At 61.3% G+C, this 20,402-nt stretch carries 18 protein-coding genes; 6 read left to right on the top strand and 12 right to left on the bottom strand.

What is annotated here, in order from left to right:
* Positions 1–264 precede the first annotated feature (264 nt).
* Positions 265–999, top strand: a complete 735-nt coding sequence (locus CAF63_RS12040; protein ID WP_007958496.1) for a helix-turn-helix transcriptional regulator — start codon at positions 265–267, stop codon at positions 997–999.
* A gap of 126 nt (positions 1,000–1,125) precedes the next feature.
* Positions 1,126–2,508, top strand: a complete 1,383-nt coding sequence (locus CAF63_RS12035) for an MFS transporter (protein WP_085690626.1) — start codon at positions 1,126–1,128, stop codon at positions 2,506–2,508.
* Between the two features lie 120 nt (positions 2,509–2,628).
* On the opposite strand, the gene CAF63_RS12030 is transcribed toward CAF63_RS12035, so the two are convergent.
* From CAF63_RS12030 to CAF63_RS12020, 3 genes are all read right to left on the bottom strand, one after another.
* A complete protein-coding gene (locus CAF63_RS12030; RefSeq protein WP_007958502.1) occupies positions 2,629–3,582 on the bottom strand; it encodes an adenosine deaminase in 954 nt (317 codons plus the stop codon).
* An 80-nt stretch (positions 3,583–3,662) separates the two neighbouring features.
* Positions 3,663–4,628, bottom strand: coding sequence for a 2-oxoglutarate and iron-dependent oxygenase domain-containing protein (locus tag CAF63_RS12025; RefSeq protein ID WP_085690627.1), 966 nt, complete (start codon positions 4,626–4,628; stop codon positions 3,663–3,665).
* A gap of 166 nt (positions 4,629–4,794) precedes the next feature.
* On the bottom strand, positions 4,795–5,868 hold the full coding sequence (locus tag CAF63_RS12020) for a BMP family ABC transporter substrate-binding protein (protein WP_085690628.1): 1,074 nt from the start codon (positions 5,866–5,868) through the stop codon (positions 4,795–4,797).
* A gap of 287 nt (positions 5,869–6,155) precedes the next feature.
* On the opposite strand from CAF63_RS12020, the gene CAF63_RS12015 reads away from it, so the two are divergent.
* On the top strand, positions 6,156–7,247 hold the full coding sequence (locus CAF63_RS12015) for a calcium:proton antiporter (RefSeq protein ID WP_085690629.1): 1,092 nt from the start codon (positions 6,156–6,158) through the stop codon (positions 7,245–7,247).
* A gap of 142 nt (positions 7,248–7,389) precedes the next feature.
* On the opposite strand, the gene CAF63_RS12010 is transcribed toward CAF63_RS12015, so the two are convergent.
* The 3 genes from CAF63_RS12010 to CAF63_RS12000 form a co-directional block, all read right to left on the bottom strand.
* The gene (locus CAF63_RS12010) at positions 7,390–8,748 is read right to left on the bottom strand and encodes an 8-oxoguanine deaminase (protein ID WP_085690630.1); all 1,359 of its coding nucleotides are present in this window, start codon (positions 8,746–8,748) and stop codon (positions 7,390–7,392) included.
* Between the two features lie 259 nt (positions 8,749–9,007).
* Positions 9,008–9,694 (bottom strand): SDR family oxidoreductase, encoded by a 687-nt coding sequence (locus CAF63_RS12005; protein ID WP_085690638.1) that lies wholly within the window; start codon positions 9,692–9,694, stop codon positions 9,008–9,010.
* Positions 9,695–9,730: 36 nt separating this feature from the next.
* Complete coding sequence (locus CAF63_RS12000; protein ID WP_011332318.1) at positions 9,731–10,081, bottom strand: MerR family transcriptional regulator; 351 nt, start codon at positions 10,079–10,081, stop codon at positions 9,731–9,733.
* An 83-nt stretch (positions 10,082–10,164) separates the two neighbouring features.
* On the opposite strand from CAF63_RS12000, the gene CAF63_RS11995 reads away from it, so the two are divergent.
* Entirely contained in the window at positions 10,165–10,581 is a 417-nt protein-coding gene (locus tag CAF63_RS11995; protein ID WP_085690639.1) for a hypothetical protein, read from the top strand.
* Here the strand turns inward: CAF63_RS11995 and CAF63_RS11990 are convergent.
* The 6 genes from CAF63_RS11990 to CAF63_RS11965 form a co-directional block, all read right to left on the bottom strand.
* Positions 10,578–11,504 carry an ABC transporter permease gene (locus CAF63_RS11990; protein WP_085609257.1) on the bottom strand — a complete coding sequence of 309 codons (927 nt, stop codon included), beginning with the start codon at positions 11,502–11,504 and terminating at the stop codon, positions 10,578–10,580. The genes CAF63_RS11995 and CAF63_RS11990 overlap by 4 nt on opposite strands.
* The gene (locus CAF63_RS11985) at positions 11,504–12,610 is read right to left on the bottom strand and encodes an ABC transporter permease (protein ID WP_085690631.1); all 1,107 of its coding nucleotides are present in this window, start codon (positions 12,608–12,610) and stop codon (positions 11,504–11,506) included. The genes CAF63_RS11990 and CAF63_RS11985 overlap by 1 nt, the downstream gene beginning before the upstream one ends.
* A 12-nt stretch (positions 12,611–12,622) precedes the next feature.
* Complete coding sequence (locus CAF63_RS11980) at positions 12,623–14,173, bottom strand: ABC transporter ATP-binding protein (RefSeq protein ID WP_085690632.1); 1,551 nt, start codon at positions 14,171–14,173, stop codon at positions 12,623–12,625.
* Between the two features lie 537 nt (positions 14,174–14,710).
* Positions 14,711–15,292 (bottom strand): YigZ family protein, encoded by a 582-nt coding sequence (locus CAF63_RS11975; RefSeq protein ID WP_085690633.1) that lies wholly within the window; start codon positions 15,290–15,292, stop codon positions 14,711–14,713.
* An 8-nt stretch (positions 15,293–15,300) separates the two neighbouring features.
* Entirely contained in the window at positions 15,301–15,951 is a 651-nt protein-coding gene (locus CAF63_RS11970) for a TetR/AcrR family transcriptional regulator (RefSeq protein WP_085690634.1), read from the bottom strand.
* A gap of 95 nt (positions 15,952–16,046) precedes the next feature.
* Positions 16,047–16,967 (bottom strand): LysR family transcriptional regulator, encoded by a 921-nt coding sequence (locus CAF63_RS11965; protein ID WP_085690635.1) that lies wholly within the window; start codon positions 16,965–16,967, stop codon positions 16,047–16,049.
* 139 nt (positions 16,968–17,106) lie between these two features.
* On the opposite strand from CAF63_RS11965, the gene CAF63_RS11960 reads away from it, so the two are divergent.
* The gene (locus CAF63_RS11960; RefSeq protein ID WP_085690636.1) at positions 17,107–18,456 is read left to right on the top strand and encodes an aspartate aminotransferase family protein; all 1,350 of its coding nucleotides are present in this window, start codon (positions 17,107–17,109) and stop codon (positions 18,454–18,456) included.
* 77 nt (positions 18,457–18,533) lie between these two features.
* Complete coding sequence (locus CAF63_RS11955; RefSeq protein ID WP_085690637.1) at positions 18,534–20,027, top strand: CoA-acylating methylmalonate-semialdehyde dehydrogenase; 1,494 nt, start codon at positions 18,534–18,536, stop codon at positions 20,025–20,027.
* Positions 20,028–20,402 lie beyond the last annotated feature (375 nt).

Below are 20,402 nucleotides of genomic sequence, written 5' to 3'. Positions count from 1 at the left end.
ACCACGGCCGCTCCGGCGCAGGACGCCGCGAGCAACCCGCTTATACTAGCGGCCGCCTGATGCCCGCACCAAAAGGCCGATGCGAGAACGATCAGACCGCAACCGGCCGGGTAGGGACGAGGGTCGCGACAGTGCTGCGGTTTCCTCGCTGCGGCGCGCTGCCTCGCTTGGGCTCAAGGTATTTTGCGCGCCTTGGCCGACGACTGATTACTGGTCAAGATGTCTATGAGCTGTAGACGATACGATTCAACAGGGAGTGAATAGATGGAACATGCACCTTGCATCAGCCAGATCGCCACGTTGCTGGCCGATCCCAAACGCAGCGCGATGATGTGGGCGTTGATGGACGGCTCGGCGCGGCAGACCGAGGAGCTGGCGTTGCTGGCCGGGCTTTCGCCTTCGTCAGCCAGTGCGCATCTGGGGCGCTTGTCCGCTGGGGGGCTGTTGAAGGTCGAGGCGCGCGGACGCAAACGCTTCTTTCGTCTGGCGGCTCCCGAAATCGGCGCGGCCATCGAAGCGCTGGCCAGCGCCACGTTGGCCAGCGCTCCGCGAGAAATCCCCGACGTGTTCAAGCGTGCCTCGCCGGTCGTCAGACCCCAGGCCGCTCCTTCCTCACTGCTTCGCGCACGGTTTTGCGACGACCATCTGGGCGGAACGCTGGCCGCCGACCTGTACCAGCGGCTGCTCGATGCCGGCTGGATCGAGCAGCTTGAGCATCGAGTGGTGGTCACGCATAAAGGCTCGACACAACTGGCCGGGCGCGGGGTGTACATCCAAGCGCTGGCCCATCGCAACGCTCAGGTGGCTTGCGCCTGTCCAGACTGGAGCGAGCGTCGCCCGCACATGGGAGGCTCGCTGGGCGCGGCGTTGTTGCAGCTGTTCATGCAATCGGGCTGGCTGGTACTGCCCAACGATTCCCGCGCCTTGCAACTGACGGCGGCGGGCCAGCGGGAAATTCACCGTTTCGCCTGTGAAACCGAGCTGGAAATGGCGTTGTAGAGCGCTTTCTTCCACTGATTTGCTACCGAGCGTCGCCAACGGCTGCGAACACGTCGCATCTGGCACAGGCGCGCAACCGCTATCGCGCACACTCGATCCGGGGACTTTTCGGATTGAGGAGGTGGCATGGACACGGGAAACTTCAGCGCGGCAGATCGACTGGAGCGTCTGCCAGTCAGCGGTTATCACCGGATCATCTTCATCATCATCGCCCTGGCGTTTTTCTTCGACTCCATGGATCTGGCGATGATGACCTTCCTGCTCGGCTCGATCAAAGCCGAGTTCGGCCTGAGCAGCGCGCAGGCTGGCCTGCTGGCCAGTTCGAGTTTTTTCGGCATGGTGCTGGGGGCGTCACTGTCCGGATTGCTGGCGGATCGGTTCGGTCGCAAACCGGTGTTCCAATGGAGCATCGTCCTGTGGGGGCTGGCCAGTTACCTGTGTTCCACGGCGCAGACGGTCGAGAGCCTGACGCTGTTCCGCATCCTGCTGGGAATCGGCATGGGCATGGAGTTTCCGATTGCCCAGTCGATGTTGTCGGAGTTGATTCCTGCGCAGCGTCGCGGGCGCTACATCGCCTTGATGGACGGTTTCTGGCCGCTGGGGTTCGTTGCGGCGGGTGTGCTGTCGTATTTCCTGCTGCCGTTGATTGGCTGGCGCGACATCTTTCTGGTGCTGGCGGTGCCGGCAGTGTTCGTGCTGGCGATCCGCTTTTTCATTCCCGAGTCGCCGCGCTGGCTGGAACAGGCCGGCAAACATGACGCAGCGAACAAGGTTTTGTGTGGCATCGAGGCGCGGGTACAGGCCTCACTCGGCGGTGCTGCATTGCCGGCGCCGGTTCGTCTGCCACGTAGCGTGACCCCGCCGGGCCATTTCCTTTCGGCGCTCAAACAGATCTGGTCGCCGCAGTACCGCCAGCGCACGACGATGATCTGGAGCCTTTGGTTCTTCGCGCTGCTCGGCTTCTACGGCCTGACCTCCTGGCTCAGCGCGCTGCTGCAACAGTCGGGGTTTGCGGTCACCCAGTCGGTGTATTACACGGTGCTGATTTCCCTCGGCGGGATTCCAGGCTTCCTGATGGCGGCCTGGCTGGTGGAGCGTTGGGGACGCAAGCCGGTGTGCATCGTCACGTTGCTCGGCGGCGGGGTGATGGCGTTTCTGTACGGACAAAGCGCGGTGTTTGGCGGCAACGTGGCGCTGCTGATCGGCACGGGGCTGTTGATGCAGTTTTTCCTGTTCGGCATGTGGGCGGTGCTCTACACCTACACGCCAGAACTGTATCCAACCTCGGCGCGGGCGACGGGCTCGGGGTTTGCCTCGGCCATCGGCCGCGTGGGTTCGCTGCTCGGACCGTTGGTCACCGGGCTGGTGTTCCCGATCACCGGGCAGGGCGGGGTGTTTGCGCTGGGTGCGTTGTGCTTTGCGATTGCGGCGGGGGTGGTGTGGCTGTTCGGGATGGAGACCCGAGGCAAGACGCTGGAAGAGCTGACAGAAGCTCAGGTCGCTGGCTGAATACAGACCCTATTGTGGGAGCCAGCCTGCTGGCGATTGCGGGCTTTCAATCAACACAGATGTTGAATGTAACGGCCTCATCGCCAGCAGGCTGGCTCCCACATTGGATCTTCAGCGCTGTTACGGTTTTACCAGGCGCGCATCCAGGCTGTTCTGCGCCAGGCGTTTGGCCTGATCCTGGGTCATGCCCAGGTGAGTGTGCAGCGCGTGGAAGTTCTCGGTGACATAACCGCCGAAGTACGCCGGGTCATCGGAGTTCACCGTGACCTTCACGCCGCGCTCGAGCATGTCGAGGATGTTGTGCTGGGACATGTGATCGAACACGCAGAGCTTGGTGTTCGACAGCGGGCACACGGTCAGCGGGATCTGCTCGTCGATGATCCGCTGCATCAGGCGCTCGTCTTCGATGGCACGCACGCCATGGTCGATGCGCTGGATTTTCAGCAGGTCGATGGCTTCCCAGATGTACTCCGGCGGGCCTTCTTCGCCGGCATGGGCGACGGTCAGAAAACCTTCGTGACGGGCACGATCGAACACGCGCTGGAACTTGCTCGGCGGGTGACCCATCTCGGAGCTGTCCAGACCTACGGCGACAAATGCATCACGGAACGGCAGCGCCTGGTCGAGGGTTTTCTGCGCTTCGTCTTCGCTCAGGTGGCGCAGGAAACTCAGGATCAAGCCGCTGGTGATGCCCAGTTGCTGCTCGCCATCCTTCAGCGCGGCGGCAATGCCGTTGAGCACCACTTCGAACGGGATGCCACGGTCGGTGTGGGTCTGCGGATCGAAGAACGGTTCGGTGTGAATCACGTTCTGTTCTTTGCAGCGCAGCAGGTAGGCCCAGGTCAGGTCGTAGAAATCCTGGGAAGTGCGCAGCACGTCGGCGCCCTGGTAGTACAGGTCGAGGAATTCCTGCAGATTGTTGAAGGCGTAAGCCTTGCGCAGGGTTTCGACGTCGCTCCACGGCAGGGCGATCTTGTTGCGTTCGGCCAGGGCGAACAGCAGCTCGGGCTCCAGCGAGCCTTCGAGGTGCAGGTGCAATTCGGCCTTGGGCAGGGCGTTGAGCCAGTCGTACATATTCTTTTCTCATCAGGTGCAATGACGGCATTCTACAGATGCCCGCCGAAACAATTGGCAAAACCTGACCAACCGATCCATCACACCGCTTCCTGCTCCCGTCGATAGGCGTAAGTATCGGCGAAGCGCGACAGCAGGAATTCGGCGCAGGTGGTGGTCGGATATTTCGCCGGATGCTGTGCGTCCTGGCAACCGGGCAGGCACTCGATGCGGGTATCCGGATGCGGCTCGGCGAAGAACGGCATCGAGTAGCGATCCACGCCGAGCGGGCTGATGACCCGGTGAGGGGTCGAGCGATAACGGTCGTTGCTCCAGCGCGCCATCATGTCGCCGAGGTTGACCACGAACGTGCCGTCGATGGGCGGTGCATCGATCCACTGGCCTTTGACGTTTTTCACCTGCAAGCCGCCGGCAGCATCCTGATACAGCAGCGTGATGCAGCCGTAATCGGTGTGCGCGCCGGCACCTTGCTGTTCGGCGGAACTGGCGGTGTGGCGCGGCGGGTAATGGATCATTCGCAGCACGCTGACCGGTTCGTTGAAGCGTGTATCGAAGAAGTCGCGCTCGATGCCCAGCGCCAGCGTCATGGCCCGCAGCAGGGTTTGCGCGAGGGCCTGCATGTCGAGGTAGTGCTGTTCCATCAGCGCTTCCCAACCGGGTATGACCGGATGGCGGTTGGGGCCGCGCAAGGGTTTTTCCGCCAGCACTTCGGGATGATCGGCCGGCAGGTGCAGGCCCATGTCGAAGGTTTCCTTGAGATCGCTGGGTTTGTCCGGGTCGAGCTGCTCGGTGGCGATGGCGCCGTAGCCGCGATGATGGACGGTCTGGGTGATGTCTATCTTGAGTTTTTCTTCTGCCGGTTGCGCAAAGAAGCGCTGTGCGTGATCGAGCAGGGATTCGATGCGCTGCGCAGAAATCGGGTGGCCCTTGATGTAGAAGAAGCCCCATTCGCGGCAGGCGTGGTCGATCTGTTCGGCGACGGCCGGCCAGGCGTTCTGATCGTTGGAGTAGAGCGGCGAGATGTCGATGATCGGAAGCTGATCCATACACAATCCTTGAAAGGTATAAGGGGGATCGTTCCCACGTCGAGGCGTCGAACCGTCTGCGTGGGAATGCCTCAATGGACGCTCCGCGTCCGCTTTCGGCAGGGACGCGTCCCGGGCTGCATTCCCACGCGGAGCGTGGGAACGATCACAGGGTAGATGTTGGAATTTACTTCGGCATCTCGGCCTTCATGCCTTCGACGTAGTAGTTCATCGACGCCAGTTCGGCGTTGGTGGCGCTGACCCCCGCCGGGATTTTCTCGACGCCGGCCTGATCCTTGATCGGCCCGGTGAACGGTTGCAGGGCGCCGCTCTTGATGTCGGCGATGATCTGCTCGGCTTCGGCCTTCACCGGTGCCGGCACCAGATCGCTGATCGGCAGTTCGACCGTGCCTTCCTTCAGCCCGCCCCAGTAGTCCTGGGATTTCCAGGTGTGGTCGATCACGCTCTGGGTCGCCTGAATGTAGTGCGGCGCCCAGTCGTTGACGATCGAGGTCAGCACCGCCTTCGGCCCGAAGTGCGCCATATCCGAAGCGTAGCCCACGGCATAAACACCACGCCGTTCGGCGGCCTGGATCGGCGCCGGGCTGTCGGTGTGCTGGAACACCACGTCCACGCCCTGATCGATCAGGGCGTTGGCAGCGTCGGCTTCCTTGCCCGGGTCGAACCACGAATTGACCCACACCACTTTGATCTCGGTCCCTGGGTTGTACTTGTTCAGGGCCAATTGAATAGCGTTGATGTCGCGGATCACTTCCGGGATCGGGAACGAAGCGACGTAGCCGATCTTCTTGGTCTTGGTCATCTTCGCCGCGAGGAAACCACCGACGTAACGGCCCTCGTAGGTACGCGCGAGATAGGTGCCGAGGTTCTTGTCCTGCTTGTAGCCGGTGGCGTGTTCGAAGGTCACCTTGGGAAACTGTTTGGCGACTTTCACCGTCGGGTTCATGTAGCCGAAAGAGGTGGTGAAGATCAGGTCGTAGTTGTCCTTGGCCATGTTGCGGATCACCCGCTCGGCATCGGCGCCTTCGGCGACGTTCTCCACATAGTTGGTGGTGATCTGCGTGCCGAGTTTTTCCGCCAGCACCTTGCGCCCCTGTTCATGCTGATACGTCCAGCCGTGGTCGCCGATGGGGCCGATGTAGACGAAGCCGACTTTCAGTGGATCGGCGGCACTGGCGCTCAGGCTGAGGCCGAGGCCCATGGCGATGCACAGCAGTGTTTGCAGTGGACGTTTTTGCATGAACGCGAACTCCCTTTTGTTGTGTGTGGGGAGGGCAATGCAAAAGGCTGACCAGGCGGACAACAAATCGAGTCGGAATCGCGGCGAAGCCTTCGCGAGCAAGCTCGCTCCCACAAAAGCACCGCGATCCCTGTGGGAGCGCGCTTGCTCGCGATGAGGCCGGCCGGGCCGAAAAAAGTGCATGCTCGTGTACGGACGCCATCCACTGGTGCGCTAAGGTGTAACGAAACGTTAGCGCCGCCCCGCAGTCAGTAGCTCATTCGCACTCTTCGGCAAAAAGGCCCGTCATGTTCACCATCCTCAAGCAAGAAAGCTTTCTGCTGTTGGCCGTCATCGCCGCCTGTGTTGCCTATCCGCTGGAGCACTGGTTGCTGCACAGCGGCCAGATCGTTGCCCTGACGGCCGGGCTGGTGCTGATCGCGTTCATCGTGGCCGCCTCGATGCGCGTTGCCCATCAGGCCGAATTGCTCGCTGAAAAAGTCGGCGACCCGTACGGCACGATGATCCTGACCCTCGCCGCCGTGCTGGTGGAAGTGGTGATCCTGGCGATCATGATGAGCAACGAAGCTTCGGCCACACTGGTACGCGACACGATCTATTCGGCGGTGATGCTCGACATCAACGGCATCCTCGGCCTCGCCGCGCTGATGGGCGGGATCAAGCATGGCGAGCAGTCCTACAACGACGACTCGGCCCGCAGTTACAGCGTGATGATCCTCACCGCCATGGGCGTGTCGATGGTGGTGCCGGAGTTCATTCCCGAGGCCAACTGGAAAATCTATTCGGCCTTCACCATCGGCGCGATGGTGTTGCTTTATGCGTTGTTCCTGCGCATGCAGGTCGGGCCGCACAGCTACTTTTTCAGCTACAGCTACCCGGACAAACGTCGCAAGAAAGAGCCCGTGGAACAGGAGCCGAAACCGGTCAGCCTGGCGCTGTCGATCGGCATTCTGGTGTTCGGTGTGGTGGTGATCGGCGCACTGGCCGAGGTGATGTCCAAGACCCTCGATCTGGGCCTGGAAGGCACGGGCGCACCACCTGTGATCACGGCGATTCTGGTGGCGGCGATCTCGGCAGCGCCGGAGATCCTGACCGCGTTGCGCGCGGCGTTGGCCAACCGTATGCAGTCGGTAGTCAACATTGCAATGGGCGCTTCGTTATCGACGGTGATTCTGACCGTGCCGGTGATGGAGGCGATGGCCCTTTACACGGGGCAGCCGTTTCAGATGGCGATGACGCCGGTGCAGACGGTGATGATCTTCATCACGCTGATCGTCAGCGCGATCAACCTCAATGACGGCGAGACCAACGCCATCGAGGGCATGACTCACTTTGTGCTGTTTGCGACGTTCATCATGTTGTCGCTGCTCGGCCTTTGAAGGCGACCATCGCTGACCGATCGTTCCCTCGCTCCGCGTGGGAATGCATACCGGGACGCTCTGCGTCCCACCGTCGGACGCAGAGCGTCCATGGCTGCATTCCCACGCTCCGCGTGGGAACGATCAGAGACTTCCGCTTGGATCAGTTACCGGCGATCAACTGCCGAGCCGCCTGGCTGTGATCGGCAATCAGGCCTTTGAGATCCAGCCCTTCAACCTGCCCGTCAACCACGCGCCACTTGCCGCCGACCATCACCCGATCCGCACGATCCGCGCCGCATAACAGCAACGCCGAGATCGGATCATGACTGCCCGAAAAGCGCAGTTCATCGAGCTTGAACAACGCCAGATCCGCCTGCTTGCCGACCGCCAGTTCACCAATGTCGCTGCGACCCAGCAGGCTCGCCGACCCCTTGGTCGCCCAGCCCAGCACACGTTCCGGAGTGATCTTTTCGGCGCCATAACGCAGGCGCTGGATGTACAGGGCCTGACGCGCTTCGAGGATCATGTTCGACGCATCGTTGGACGCCGAGCCATCCACACCGAGACCGAACAACGCGCCGGCATCGGTCAGCTCGATGCTCGGGCAGATGCCGGACGCCAGGCGCATGTTCGAGCTCGGGCAATGGCAGATTCCGGTGCCGGCTGCGCCGAGCCGGGCGATTTCGTCGGGGTTGAAGTGGATGCCGTGGGCCAGCCATGTGCGCGGGCCGAGCCAGCCGACGCTGTCCAGATAATCCACCGTGCGCAGGCCGAAGCGTTGCAGGCAGAAGTCTTCTTCGTCGAGGGTTTCGGCAAGGTGGGTGTGCAGACGCACATCGAGTTTGTTTGCCAGTTCAGCGCTGGCGGACATGATTTCCGGGGTCACCGAGAACGGCGAGCACGGCGCCAGGGCGATCTGGATTTGCGCGCCGTCGCCACGTTCGTGGTACTCGTGAATCAGCCGCTGGCTGTCGTCGAGAATCACCTGGCCTTCCTGCACGGTCTGCTGCGGAGGCAGGCCGCCGTCCTTCTCGCCGAGGCTCATCGAACCACGGGTGAGCATGGCGCGCATGCCCAGTTCGCGCACGGTTTCGACTTGCACGTCGATGGCGTTTTCCAGGCCATCCGGGAACAGGTAGTGATGGTCGGCAGCGGTGGTGCAACCCGACAACAGCAACTCGGCCAGTGCGACTTTGGTGGCGAGGGCGAGTTTTTCAGGCGTCAGGCGCGCCCATACCGGGTACAGGGTTTTCAGCCACGGGAACAATGGCTGGTTGACCACTGGCGCCCAGGCGCGGGTCAGGGTCTGATAGAAGTGGTGATGGGTGTTGATCAGGCCCGGCAGGATCACGTGTTCACGAGCGTCGAACACTTCATTGCATGGGGTCGATGGCTGTTGGCCGGCGCCGAGCACTTCGGTGATCACACCGTCTTGCAGCACCAGACCACCACGGGCATCGAGACCGTTGGCCGTGAAAATGGCGAGGGGATTTTTCAACCAGATACGGGTCGCAGGCATTGTGGCCGGCTCCTCTGAAAGTTGGGTTCAGGGTTGCCAGCTCAGTGTTGCCCTGTCTGCTGATCCAGGGTCGCCGCGAAGGACGAGGTGCGGAGTTTCGAACAAAATGTTGCGACGGGCAAGCCCAACCCGACCAGACAACTCACAATTCCAATGTGGGAACGGGCTTGCTCGCGAAAGCGTCGTATCTGGTGGAAAATCTCGCGCAGACACACCGCATTCGCGAGCAAGCCCGCTCCCACATTTAGATCCTCGGTGTTTACCAGGGAATGGTTTCACCCTTGTAGTTCACGAAGTGATGGCCGCCCTTGCCGGCAAACGCGTCCACCTGATCCACCAGACCACGGGTGCTGGTCTCCACGTCGATGTCGGCACCTTCGCCGCCCATGTCGGTTTTCACCCAGCCCGGATGCAGCGACAGCACGGTGAGTTTCTGATCGCCCAGTTGCGTGACGAAACTGTTGGTCATCGAGTTCAGCGCCGCCTTGCTGGCCTTGTACAGCGCCAGTTCCGGCGCGTCGGGCATGGTCACGCTGCCGAGCACCGAACTCATGAACGCCAGCACGCCGCTGCCGTCGCGAATCTGCCCGACGAAGCGCTGGGCCAGATTGATCGGTGCCACCGCGTTGGTGAAGAACAACTGGCCGACTTCCGCCAGCGTCGCGCCGCCCGGGGTCTGCACGTCGGGGCCTTTGACCCCGGCGTTGACGAACAGCAGGTCGAAGGTCTCGCCCTTGAGCTTCTGGCTCAGGGCGATCACCGCTTGCTGGTCGTCCATGTCGAGTTTTTCGATCTGCACGTTACCCAGTGCTTTTAGAGCCTCGGCGTTCGACGGGTTGCGAACCGTGGCGGTGACTTGCCAGCCGTCGGCCAGCAGGGTTTTCACCAGTCCCAGGCCCAGGCCACGGGAGGCGCCGATGATCAGTGCGTGCTTGGCAGGATTCAGTGCGGACATGATGGGCTTTCCTTGAAAGTTGAAAGATCACGGGTTCAATGGACAACGTTGACCGAGCCGATGTTGCAATTCCTGGCGCAACTCACCGAGCTCGGCCATGCGGGTTTCGACCAGCTTGAGTTTGTCTTGCAGCAGTTGCGTGACGGTGGTGTCGGGGTTTGGCGAGTGCCACAACGCGCCAACGCTATTGCCGATCTCGCCAAGGGTAAAGCCCAGACGTTGCGCCGTCTTGATGTACAGCACCAGTTGCACCATCTCCGGCGGATAGTCGCGATAACCGTTGGCGCTGCGTTGCGCCGCGATCAATCCGCGCTCCTCGTAAAAACGCAGCGTGTCACGGCTGACATCGCAGGCCTGGGCCAACTCACCGATGCGCATCTTGCAGGTCTCGAAAGTGTTTGACCCTGGAGCATACTCCAGGCTTTACCGTAGTTGCTCCCTGAATTTTTGGAGCAAGGATGATGTGGACTTCAACGCAATATCGGCAGGTGGTGCGCGGCAGTGCCTGGTATGACTTGATCGTGACGGCGGCGTTTGTCACGCCGTGGAGTTTTGCTGTGTTGCATGGGTTGCTGACGGCACTGAGTCAGGCGCTGGAGCTGCCCGGCGAGCTGCCGCCGTTCGAACCGGCGCACCTGTTGATAGCCAATCTGTTCGGTTCGGTGGTGTGCTTGTGGGCGGTGCTGCGGATTCGTGATCCGCAGCCGGTTTATGGGCGCTATGACGCGGTGGCCCGGTTTCTGTTTGCCGGGTGGATGACGTATGCCCTGGCCCACGGCGCCAGTTCTTTGGTGGTGGGTTTCCTGGTGCTCGAAGTGGCGTGGGGCATCGCTCAGGCGTTGCCGGTTCGGCCGGTGTCGCGAGCCGTCACGGCTTAGTGTCCGGCCTGCCACGGCTGCCCGAGTGACACCGGCGCATACAACCGCGTACGCACCGCGTCCCGCGACAACAGCACCAGCACCAGAATGGTTGCGACGTACGGCAGCATCGCCAGCAGGCTCGAAGGAATCGCCAGCCCCAACCCCTGCGCCACCAGGTGCAGGATGCTGGCGAGTCCGAACAGATACGCGCCGAGCAACAACCGCCACACCCGCCAACTGGCGAACACCACCAGCGCCAGGGCGATCCAGCCGCGTCCGGCGGTCATGTTCTCGGCCCACATCGGCGTGTAAGCCAGCGACAGATAAGCCCCGGCCAGTCCGGCCATCGCGCCGCCAAACAATACCGCCAGTGTGCGCACGGTCAGCACCGGCAAGCCCATGGCACTCGCCGCATCAGGATTCTCGCCGACCGCTTGAATGATCAGCCCGACGCGACTTTTCACGATCACCCACGCCACCAGCGCAAACAGTGCGAACGACAGGTACACCAGCAGATCCTGGGCAAACAGCATCCGGCCGATCAGCGGGATTTCACTCAAGTAAGGAATGGCCAGCGGCTCGAAACCGGCCAGCGGTTTGCCGACCCACGCCGCGCCGACAAAGGTCGACAGGCCGACGCCGAAAATCGTCAGCGCCAGCCCGGTCGCCACCTGATTGGCGTTGAACACCAGCGCCACCAGGGCAAACAGCGACGACAGCAACATCCCGGCAAGCATCGCCAACACCACGCCCAACCAGAGGTTGCCGCTGTTGAACGCGACGATGAAACCGATCACCGCGCCAAACAGCATCATGCCTTCCTGGCCAAGGTTGAGTACGCCGCTCTTCTCGCAAATCAATTCACCCAGCGCCACCAACAGCAGTGGCGTACCGCAGCGCACCATCGCGTAGAAAATATTGCTCAGCAGATCGATATCCATCACAGCGCTCCGGCGGTTACGGCGGTGGTAGAAGTGCGCCGTACCCAGCGCAGGTTAAGACGTGGCCGATAGAGGATCAGCACGTCACAGGCCAGCAGGAAAAACAGCATCATTCCCTGGAACAGCTGGGTGATCGCCTGTGGCAGATTCAACGTCATCTGTGCGCTCTCGCCACCGATGTACAGCAGCGCCATCAACAGGCTGGAAAACAGAATCCCGATGGGATTGAGCCGCCCGAGAAACGCCACGGTGATCGCCGCATAGCCGTAGCCCGGCGAGACTTGCGGCACCAGTTGACCGATCGGCCCGGTGACTTCGCAGACACCGGCAAGCCCGGCCAATCCACCGCTGATTAACAGCGCCAGCCAGATCAGACGCTTCTCGCGAAACCCGACAAATCCTGCCGCACGCTTGTCCAGCCCCAAGACCTTGATCTGGAAACCGACGAAGCTTTTCTGCAACAACACCCACACCGCAACCAGCGCAAGCAAGGCGAAATACACGCCGATATGCGCCCGACCGTCCTCCATCAACAGCGGCAGGCGGCTGGCATCGCTGAACATCGCCGACTCGGGAAAGTTGAACCCGGCCGGATCTTTCAGCGGCCCGTGCACGCAGAACAGCAACAGGTTCAGCGCGATGTAATTGAGCATGATGCTGGTAAGGATTTCGTTGGCGTTGAAGCGTGTGCGCAACCAGGCAGTGAGCCCGGCCCACGCGGCGCCGGCGAGGGTGCCGGTGAGCAGGATCAGCACCAGCGCCCAGCGGCTTTGCATGTCGATGATGTTCACCGCCAGCGCACTGCCGGCCAGGGCGCCGAGCAGCAACTGGCCTTCGGCGCCGATGTTCCAGATCCGCGCCTGATAGGCCACCGCAAGGCCCAGCGCACACAGCAGGATCGGCAGGGTTTTGACCAGCAGTTCGGAGACGCCGTACAGGTCGCTGACCGGGGCGATCAACAAGGTGTGCAAAGTTTTCAGTGGATCGTGGCCAAGGGCGACGAACAGCAACGATCCGCAGATCAGCGTCAGCGTCGCCGCAAGCACTGGCGAGCACCACAGCATCAAGCGCGATTGCCGGCCACGGGGTTCGAGGGAAAGCAACATGGGAAAACTCCGTTAAACCGTGGCCGGTTGTGATTGAGGGGTGTCGAACTGGCCGGCCATCCAGCCGCCGACGTCGCTGAGTCGGGTCAGCGCGGTGTCCTGCAACGCCGACAGACGCCCGCCGCACAGCGCGCCGAGGCGATCGCTGATCTGGAACAGTTCGTCGAGGTCTTCGGAGATCACCAGAATCGCCGCCCCCGCATCGCGCAGGGCAATCAGCGCCCGATGAATGGTGGCCGCCGCGCCGACATCCACGCCCCAGGTCGGATGCGCGGCGATCAGCAGTTTCGGTTGCTGGAGGATTTCCCGGCCGAGGATGAATTTCTGCAGGTTGCCGCCGGACAGGCTGCGGGCAGCGGTTTGAGTGTCCGGGGTTTTCACGCCGAAGCGCTGGATGATCGTTTCGGCGAGGGCTTCGACTTTGCCGCGCTCGATCAAGCCGTGGCTGATCAGGCCTTGTTGGAAGGCGGTAAGCAGGGCGTTGTCCGCCAGGCTCATGTCCGGCACCGCGCCATGCCCGAGGCGTTCGGCGGGGACGAACGCCAGACCGAGTTTGCGTCGCGCATCCGGGCGCAGATCGGCGACGGCGTGTTCTCGGAAGCGGATGGTCTGCGCTGCGTCGCGGGGCAGTGTCTGTTCGCCGCTGAGCAATGCGAGTAACTCGTCCTGACCGTTGCCTGCCACGCCAGCGATGCCGACGATTTCACCGCTGCGCACCTGCAGGTCGATGTCGCTCAGGGAGCAGCCGAACGGGTCCGGGTTGTACCAGTTCAATCCGCTGACCTGCAAAAACGCCGCGCCGCCGGTGGCTTTCGTGAACTCGCCGATCAATGTCGCGGCTTCTCCCACCATCAATTGCGCCAGTTGCCGATCAGTGCAGTCGGCCGGTACGCAATGACCGGCCACCCGACCGCCACGCAGCACCGTGGCGCTGTGACACAAGGCGCGCACCTCGCCGAGTTTGTGGCTGATGAACAGAATGCTGCAGCCCTCGGCCGCGAGCCGGCGCAGGGTGATGAACAACTCATCGGCTTCCTGCGGCGTGAGCACCGAGGTCGGCTCATCGAGAATCAGCAGGCGAATGTCCTGCATCAGGCAACGAACAATCTCGACCCGTTGCCGCTCGCCGATCGACAGGCTGTGGACAAGTCGCTGGGGTTCCAGCGCCATGCCATATCGGCGCGACACTTCAGAGATTTTCGCTTCAAGCTGTTTCGGCGAACCGGCCGCCGGGCCCATCGCCAGTGCGATGTTTTGCGCAACGCTCAGAGTCTCGAACAGCGAAAAATGCTGAAACACCATGCCGATGCCCAACTGCCGCGCCTGGGCCGGGTTGCGCATGGTCACCGGTTGGCCCTGCCAGAGCATCTCGCCCGAATCGGCCTGGGTGACGCCGTAGATGATCTTCATCAAGGTGCTTTTGCCTGCACCGTTTTCACCGAGCAGTGCGTGGATTTCACCGGGAGCGATGCTGAGGTCGATGGCGTCATTGGCGAGGCAACCGGGATAACGTTTGCTGATATGGCGCAGTTGCAGGCGCGGTATGGGCGTGGGGTTTGACATGACAGGCTCGGGTCGCTTGGAGTTGTGCCTGTGGATAAAGCAATTTCCTGGCCATTGAGTCAGGAACCTGCACGACCGCTGTTTGCCAGCCTGTGGCGTAGAGCCTGTGAAATGAATTCGACGTCTTGCGCGGCACCACTTGAGGGCAAAGCCTTTGATCAGGCTCCAGTTTTGCCCGCACCGGGCTGATCAAAAAACGAGCAATCCCGCAGAAGCCATGCAGAACCTGCGACTGCGCCAGCCATGAACGGCTTATCCACAGGTTGCTCCACAGTATTTGTGCGCAAGACAAAATCCCGGGCATAAGCACTGCCGGCCTTTCTTCTAAAGGCGATAAACAACGCTAAGCGATTGTTTTTACGTGAAATTGTTCGTTGTGATGGGCGATTGGACGAAAAGTGAGCAAATCCCGCAAAGCCACGTGACAGAAGGGTTACAGCATCCTGTGCTCAGGTTATCCACAGCCGGGTGCACAGCGGATGTGGGCAAGTCTCGGGTATAAGCTAATCGGCTTGTGCCCTAAAACATGGCGGGGCTTCAACGCTGCAGCAGGATTCGCCCACGGCTCAGGTCGGCCAACTGATTCTGCAAGAGTTCGATGTGCGCTTCGCCCACGGCCAGTTGTAACTCGACACCATTGGCGGTGAAGTTTTCTTCGATCACCAATCCGCCCAGATCCGCGACCCGCAGTTTCACCAGCGCCAGTTCGCCAAAGGCGCAGGCGCAACGCACGGGCACGCGACTGATCAACTCGATCTTCGGCGCGGCTTGCAGACATTTGTTGGCGCCGCCGCCATAGGCCCGGGCCAGACCGCCGGTGCCCAGTTGAATGCCGCCGTACCAGCGGATCACCAGCACCGCGACCTGATCGCAATCCTGCGCTTCGATGGCCGCGAGAATCGGTCGCCCGGCAGTGCCACCGGGTTCGCCGTCGTCGTTGCTGCGGTACTGATCGCCGAGTTTCCATGCCCAGCAATTGTGCGAAGCGTTCAAGTCGCTGTGCTGCTCGATGAAGGCTTGCGCCTCAGCGGGTCTGCCGATCGGCGCGGCGAAAGTGATGAAACGGCTTTTGCGAATCTCTTCGCGGAATTCGCAAAAGCCGCTGAGGGTGAATGGCATAAAACGACTTATATAGAAGAAGTGAGGCCGCAGCCTTTGAGGATGATGCGGATCAGGTTGTTGCCGGCGTCTTCCATGTCCTGTTTGGTCAACTTGCTGCGACCGGTCACGCGGCAGATCTGGGTGGCGAAGTCGGCGTAATGCTGAGTGCTGCCCCACAACAGGAAGATCAGGTGTACCGGGTCGACCGGGTCCATTTTGCCCGCGTCGATCCAGGCCTGGAACACGCCGGCGCGGCCCTGGAACCAGGCGCGGTAATCCTGGTTGAAATATTCGGTCAGACATTCGCCGCCGCTGATCACTTCCATCGCGAAGATTCGCGACGCTTGCGGCTGGCGACGGGAAAATTCCATTTTCGCGCGGATGTAGCGGGTCAGCGCTTCGGCCGGATCGTCCTCGGCCGTCAGGGTGTTGAAGGTGCTGTCCCACAATTGAAGGATGTTGCTCAGCACCGCCACGTACAACCCGAGCTTGTTGGTGAAGTAGTAATGCAGGTTCGCCTTGGGCAGCCCGGCCTTGGTGGCGATGGTGTTCATGCTCGTGCCTTTGAACCCGTGACGGGCGAACTCGTCTTCGGCGGCTTTGATGATGGTCTCTTCGTTCTTCTGACGAATGCGGCTGGCAGGTTTGCCACCGTGAGCGGGGACTTCAAAGGTCATAGGCACTTCCGGGTTGGTCTGTGGGGTGCAACCAGTTGCGTTGATAGCGCAACCACCGGCGCGGGACAAGCCCCGGGCGAATAAAACCCCGGTCGTCAGCGGGTGGCGGCGAGGCTTTCGAGAAAACTTTCCAGTACCAGATGAGGGCGACGGCCCTTGCGGGTGACCGAAGCCAGACTCAAATCGTAGAAGCGGGTACTGGCCTTGAGCGCGCGCAGGCGACCTTGCTGTACCCAGAGACTGGCGTAGTGATCCGGCAGATAGCCGATGTAGCGCCCGGTCAGAATCAGGAACGCCATGCCCTCACGGTCGGATGCGCTGGCGGTGCAGTTGAGGGCTTGATAGTGCGCCTGAATCTCTGCCGGCAAACGGAAGGTCGGGGCGATGGCGTCCTGGCTGTTGAGGCGCTTGTCATCCAGCTGTTTATCGTCGACATAAAACAGCGGATGACCCACTGCACAGTAGAGAAGCGAACGTTCGCTGTACAGCGGCTGATATTCCAGTCCCGACAACGCGCTGGCCTGCGGCACCACGCCGACGTGCAAGCGTCCGTCGAGTACGCCTTGTTCGACTTCGTTGGGGGCGATCATGCGGATCTGGATCTGCACGTCCGGCCCGCGCTCCTTCAACTGCGCGAGCGCGTGGGTGATGCGCATGTGGGGCAGGGTGACGAGGTTGTCGGTCAGGCCGATGATCAACTCGCCGCGCAAGTGCTGGTGCAGGCCGTTGACCTCGGTGCGGAAACTTTCCAGCGCACTTAAAAGCTGCAACGCCGATTGATAGACCTCGCGACCTTCTTCGGTCAGGGAGAAACCGGCGCGCCCGCGTTGGCACAGACGCAGGCCGAGGCGTTGTTCCAGATCGCTCATCTGCTGGCTGATCGCCGAGCGACCGATGCCGAGCACGGTTTCCGCCGCCGAGAAGCCGCCGCACTCCACCACACTGCGAAAAATCCGCAGCAGGCGAATGTCAAAGTCACTGACCTGGGCCAGTGGATCGGGGCGACGGCTGCTCATGCTGTTGTTCTCATTGTTTAGCAAAGTTCTAACTGAAGGTTAGAAGAGTTGAATTTCACCGACTTTATCCGCGTGGCAATTTAGCTGCAACAACGCTTTCCGTTTCTCTGAAGCCTATTGCCCTGCGAGGTTTTGCCCGATGAACATGCCTGAAAACGCGCCGTCGCCCCTGGCCAGCCAACTGAAGCTGGACGCGCACTGGATGCCCTACACCGCCAACCGCAACTTCCAGCGCGACCCGCGCCTGATCGTCGGTGCCGAAGGCAGCTGGCTGATCGACGACAAGGGCCGCAAGGTGTACGACTCGCTGTCCGGTCTTTGGACCTGCGGCGCCGGACATACGCGCAAGGAAATCCAGGAAGCGGTGGCCAAGCAGTTGGGCACCCTCGATTACTCGCCGGGCTTCCAGTACGGCCACCCGCTGTCGTTCCAGTTGGCGGAGAAAATCACCGACCTGACGCCGGGCAACCTGAATCACGTGTTCTTCACCGACTCCGGTTCCGAGTGTGCCGATACCGCGGTGAAAATGGTCCGTGCGTACTGGCGCCTGAAAGGCCAGTCGACCAAGACCAAAATGATCGGCCGCGCCCGTGGCTATCACGGTGTGAACATCGCCGGCACCAGCCTCGGTGGCGTCAACGGCAACCGCAAACTGTTCGGTCAGGCGATGATGGACGTCGATCACCTGCCGCACACCCTGCTGGCGAGCAATGCCTTCTCTCGTGGCATGCCGGAGCAGGGCGGTATCGCGTTGGCCGATGAGCTGTTGAAGCTGATCGAGCTGCACGATGCTTCGAACATCGCAGCGGTGTTCGTTGAGCCTCTGGCTGGTTCCGCTGGCGTGCTGGTTCCGCCGCAGGGTTACCTGAAGCGTCTGCGTGAAATCTGCGATCAGCACAACATCCTGCTGGTGTTCGACGAAGTGATCACCGGTTTCGGTCGTACCGGCACCATGTTCGGCGCCACCACCTTCGGTGTGACCCCGGATCTGATGTGCATCGCCAAGCAAGTCACCAACGGCGCGATCCCGATGGGCGCGGTGATTGCCAGCTCCGAGATCTACCAGACCTTCATGAACCAGCCAACGCCGGAATACGCCGTGGAATTCCCGCATGGCTACACCTACTCGGCGCACCCGGTGGCGTGTGCCGCTGGCCTGGCGGCACTCGACCTGCTGCAAAAGGAAAACCTGGTGCAGAGCGTGGCCGAAGTCGCACCGCATTTCGAAAATGCCCTGCATGGCCTGAAAGGCGCGAAGAACGTCATCGACATTCGTAACTTCGGTCTGGCCGGTGCAATCCAGATCGCGGGCCGTGACGGTGACGCCATCGTGCGTCCGTTCGAAGCGGGCATGGCCTTGTGGAAAGCCGGGTTCTACGTGCGCTTCGGTGGCGACACCCTGCAGTTCGGCCCAACCTTCAACAGCAAGCCGCAGGACCTTGATCGTCTGTTCGACGCGGTCGGCGAAGTGCTGAACAAGCTCGACTGATTTTTCCTTCTATATAGATACGCCAATGGCAGGCGCCCCTTGCGGGCGTCTGCGCACAAGAATTCAGGAGTTCCCCGATGAGCGTTATCCCGCATTTGATCAATGGCGAACTGGTGACCGAGAACGGTCGCGCGGTCGATGTGTTCAACCCGTCCACCGGTCAGGCTATCCACAAGCTGCCGCTGGCCAGCCGCGAAACCATCCAGCATGCCATCGATGCCGCCAAGGCTGCGTTCCCGGCCTGGCGCAACACGCCACCGGCCAAACGTGCCCAGGTGATGTTCCGTTTCAAGCAACTGCTGGAGCAGAACGAAGCACGCATCTCGCAATTGATCAGCGAAGAACATGGCAAGACTCTGGAAGACGCTGCCGGTGAACTGAAGCGCGGTATCGAGAACGTCGAGTTCGCCTGCGCAGCGCCGGAAATCCTCAAGGGCGAGTACAGCCGCAACGTCGGCCCGAACATCGATGCCTGGTCGGACTTCCAGCCGCTGGGCGTGGTGGCCGGTATCACCCCGTTCAACTTTCCGGCCATGGTGCCGCTGTGGATGTATCCGCTGGCGATCGTCTGCGGCAACTGCTTCATCCTCAAGCCGTCCGAGCGTGATCCGAGCTCGACCCTGCTGATCGCGCAACTGCTGCTGGAAGCCGGTCTGCCGAAAGGTGTGCTGAGCGTGGTGCACGGTGACAAGACTGCAGTGGACGCGCTGATCGACGCGCCGGAAGTCAAAGCGCTGAGCTTCGTGGGTTCGACGCCGATTGCCGAATACATCTATGCCGAAGGCACCAAGCGCGGCAAACGCGTGCAGGCACTGGGCGGCGCGAAGAACCATGCGGTACTGATGCCGGATGCGGATCTGGACAACGCGGTCAGCGCACTGATGGGCGCGGCTTACGGTTCCTGCGGCGAACGCTGCATGGCGATTTCGGTAGCCGTGTGTGTGGGCGATCAGGTGGCTGATGCACTGGTGGCCAAACTGGTTCCACAGATCAAGGCGCTGAAAATCGGTGCCGGTACTTCTTGCGGTCTGGACATGGGGCCGCTGGTCACCGGTCAGGCGCGCGACAAGGTCAGTGGCTATGTCGAAGACGGCGTGGCGGCGGGCGCGACCCTGGTGGTCGACGGTCGTGGTCTGAGCGTTGCCGGTCACGAAGAAGGCTTCTTCCTGGGGGGCTGCCTGTTCGACAACGTCACTCCCGATATGCGTATCTATAAAGAAGAGATCTTCGGGCCGGTGCTGTGTGTCGTCCGGGTGAACAGCCTGGAAGAGGCGATGCAGCTGATCAACGATCACGAATACGGTAACGGCACCTGCATCTTCACCCGTGACGGTGAAGCGGCGCGTCTGTTCTGCGACGAGATTGAAGTCGGCATGGTCGGCGTCAACGTTCCATTGCCGGTGCCGGTGGCTTACCACAGCTTCGGTGGTTGGAAACGTTCGTTGTTCGGCGACCTGCATGCCTATGGCCCGGATGGTGTGCGCTTCTATACGCGTCGCAAGGCGATCACCCAGCGCTGGCCGCAGCGTGCGAGCCATGAGGCTTCGCAATTCGCTTTCCCTAGCTTGTAAGTAGAAGGGCAGTGCAAAGAAGGCCGACCTTTTAAGGTCGGCCTTCGCGTTTCAGGGCTTTTTTGACTGATATGACAGATTTATGAAAGTAGGGGTTGACGGCAGATTCTGAGTCTCTATAATTCGCCCCACTTCCGGCGCAGCCGAAACGGAAAACTCCTTGAGATTCAATGAGTTAAGTAGGTTTCGAGAGCGGGTCGCTTCAGTTCATCGAAGCCTGGAAGGAGTTGGAAATGCCGGCTGGTTCTGGTGCTTTCAACGGTTCGATCTTCTCGGTCGAAAGTGGAGAAAAAGAGGTGTTGACAGCAGCGTGTAACGCTGTAGAATTCGCCTCCCGCTAACGAGAGATCGGAAGCGCAAGTGGTTGAAGTTGTT

It is taken from the genome of Pseudomonas sp. B20(2017) (assembly GCF_002113125.1).
Taxonomy (GTDB): Bacteria; Pseudomonadota; Gammaproteobacteria; order Pseudomonadales; family Pseudomonadaceae; genus Aquipseudomonas.
The sequence above is the reverse complement of the archived record's forward strand: the minus strand, read 5'-3'. Positions and strand labels throughout refer to the sequence as shown.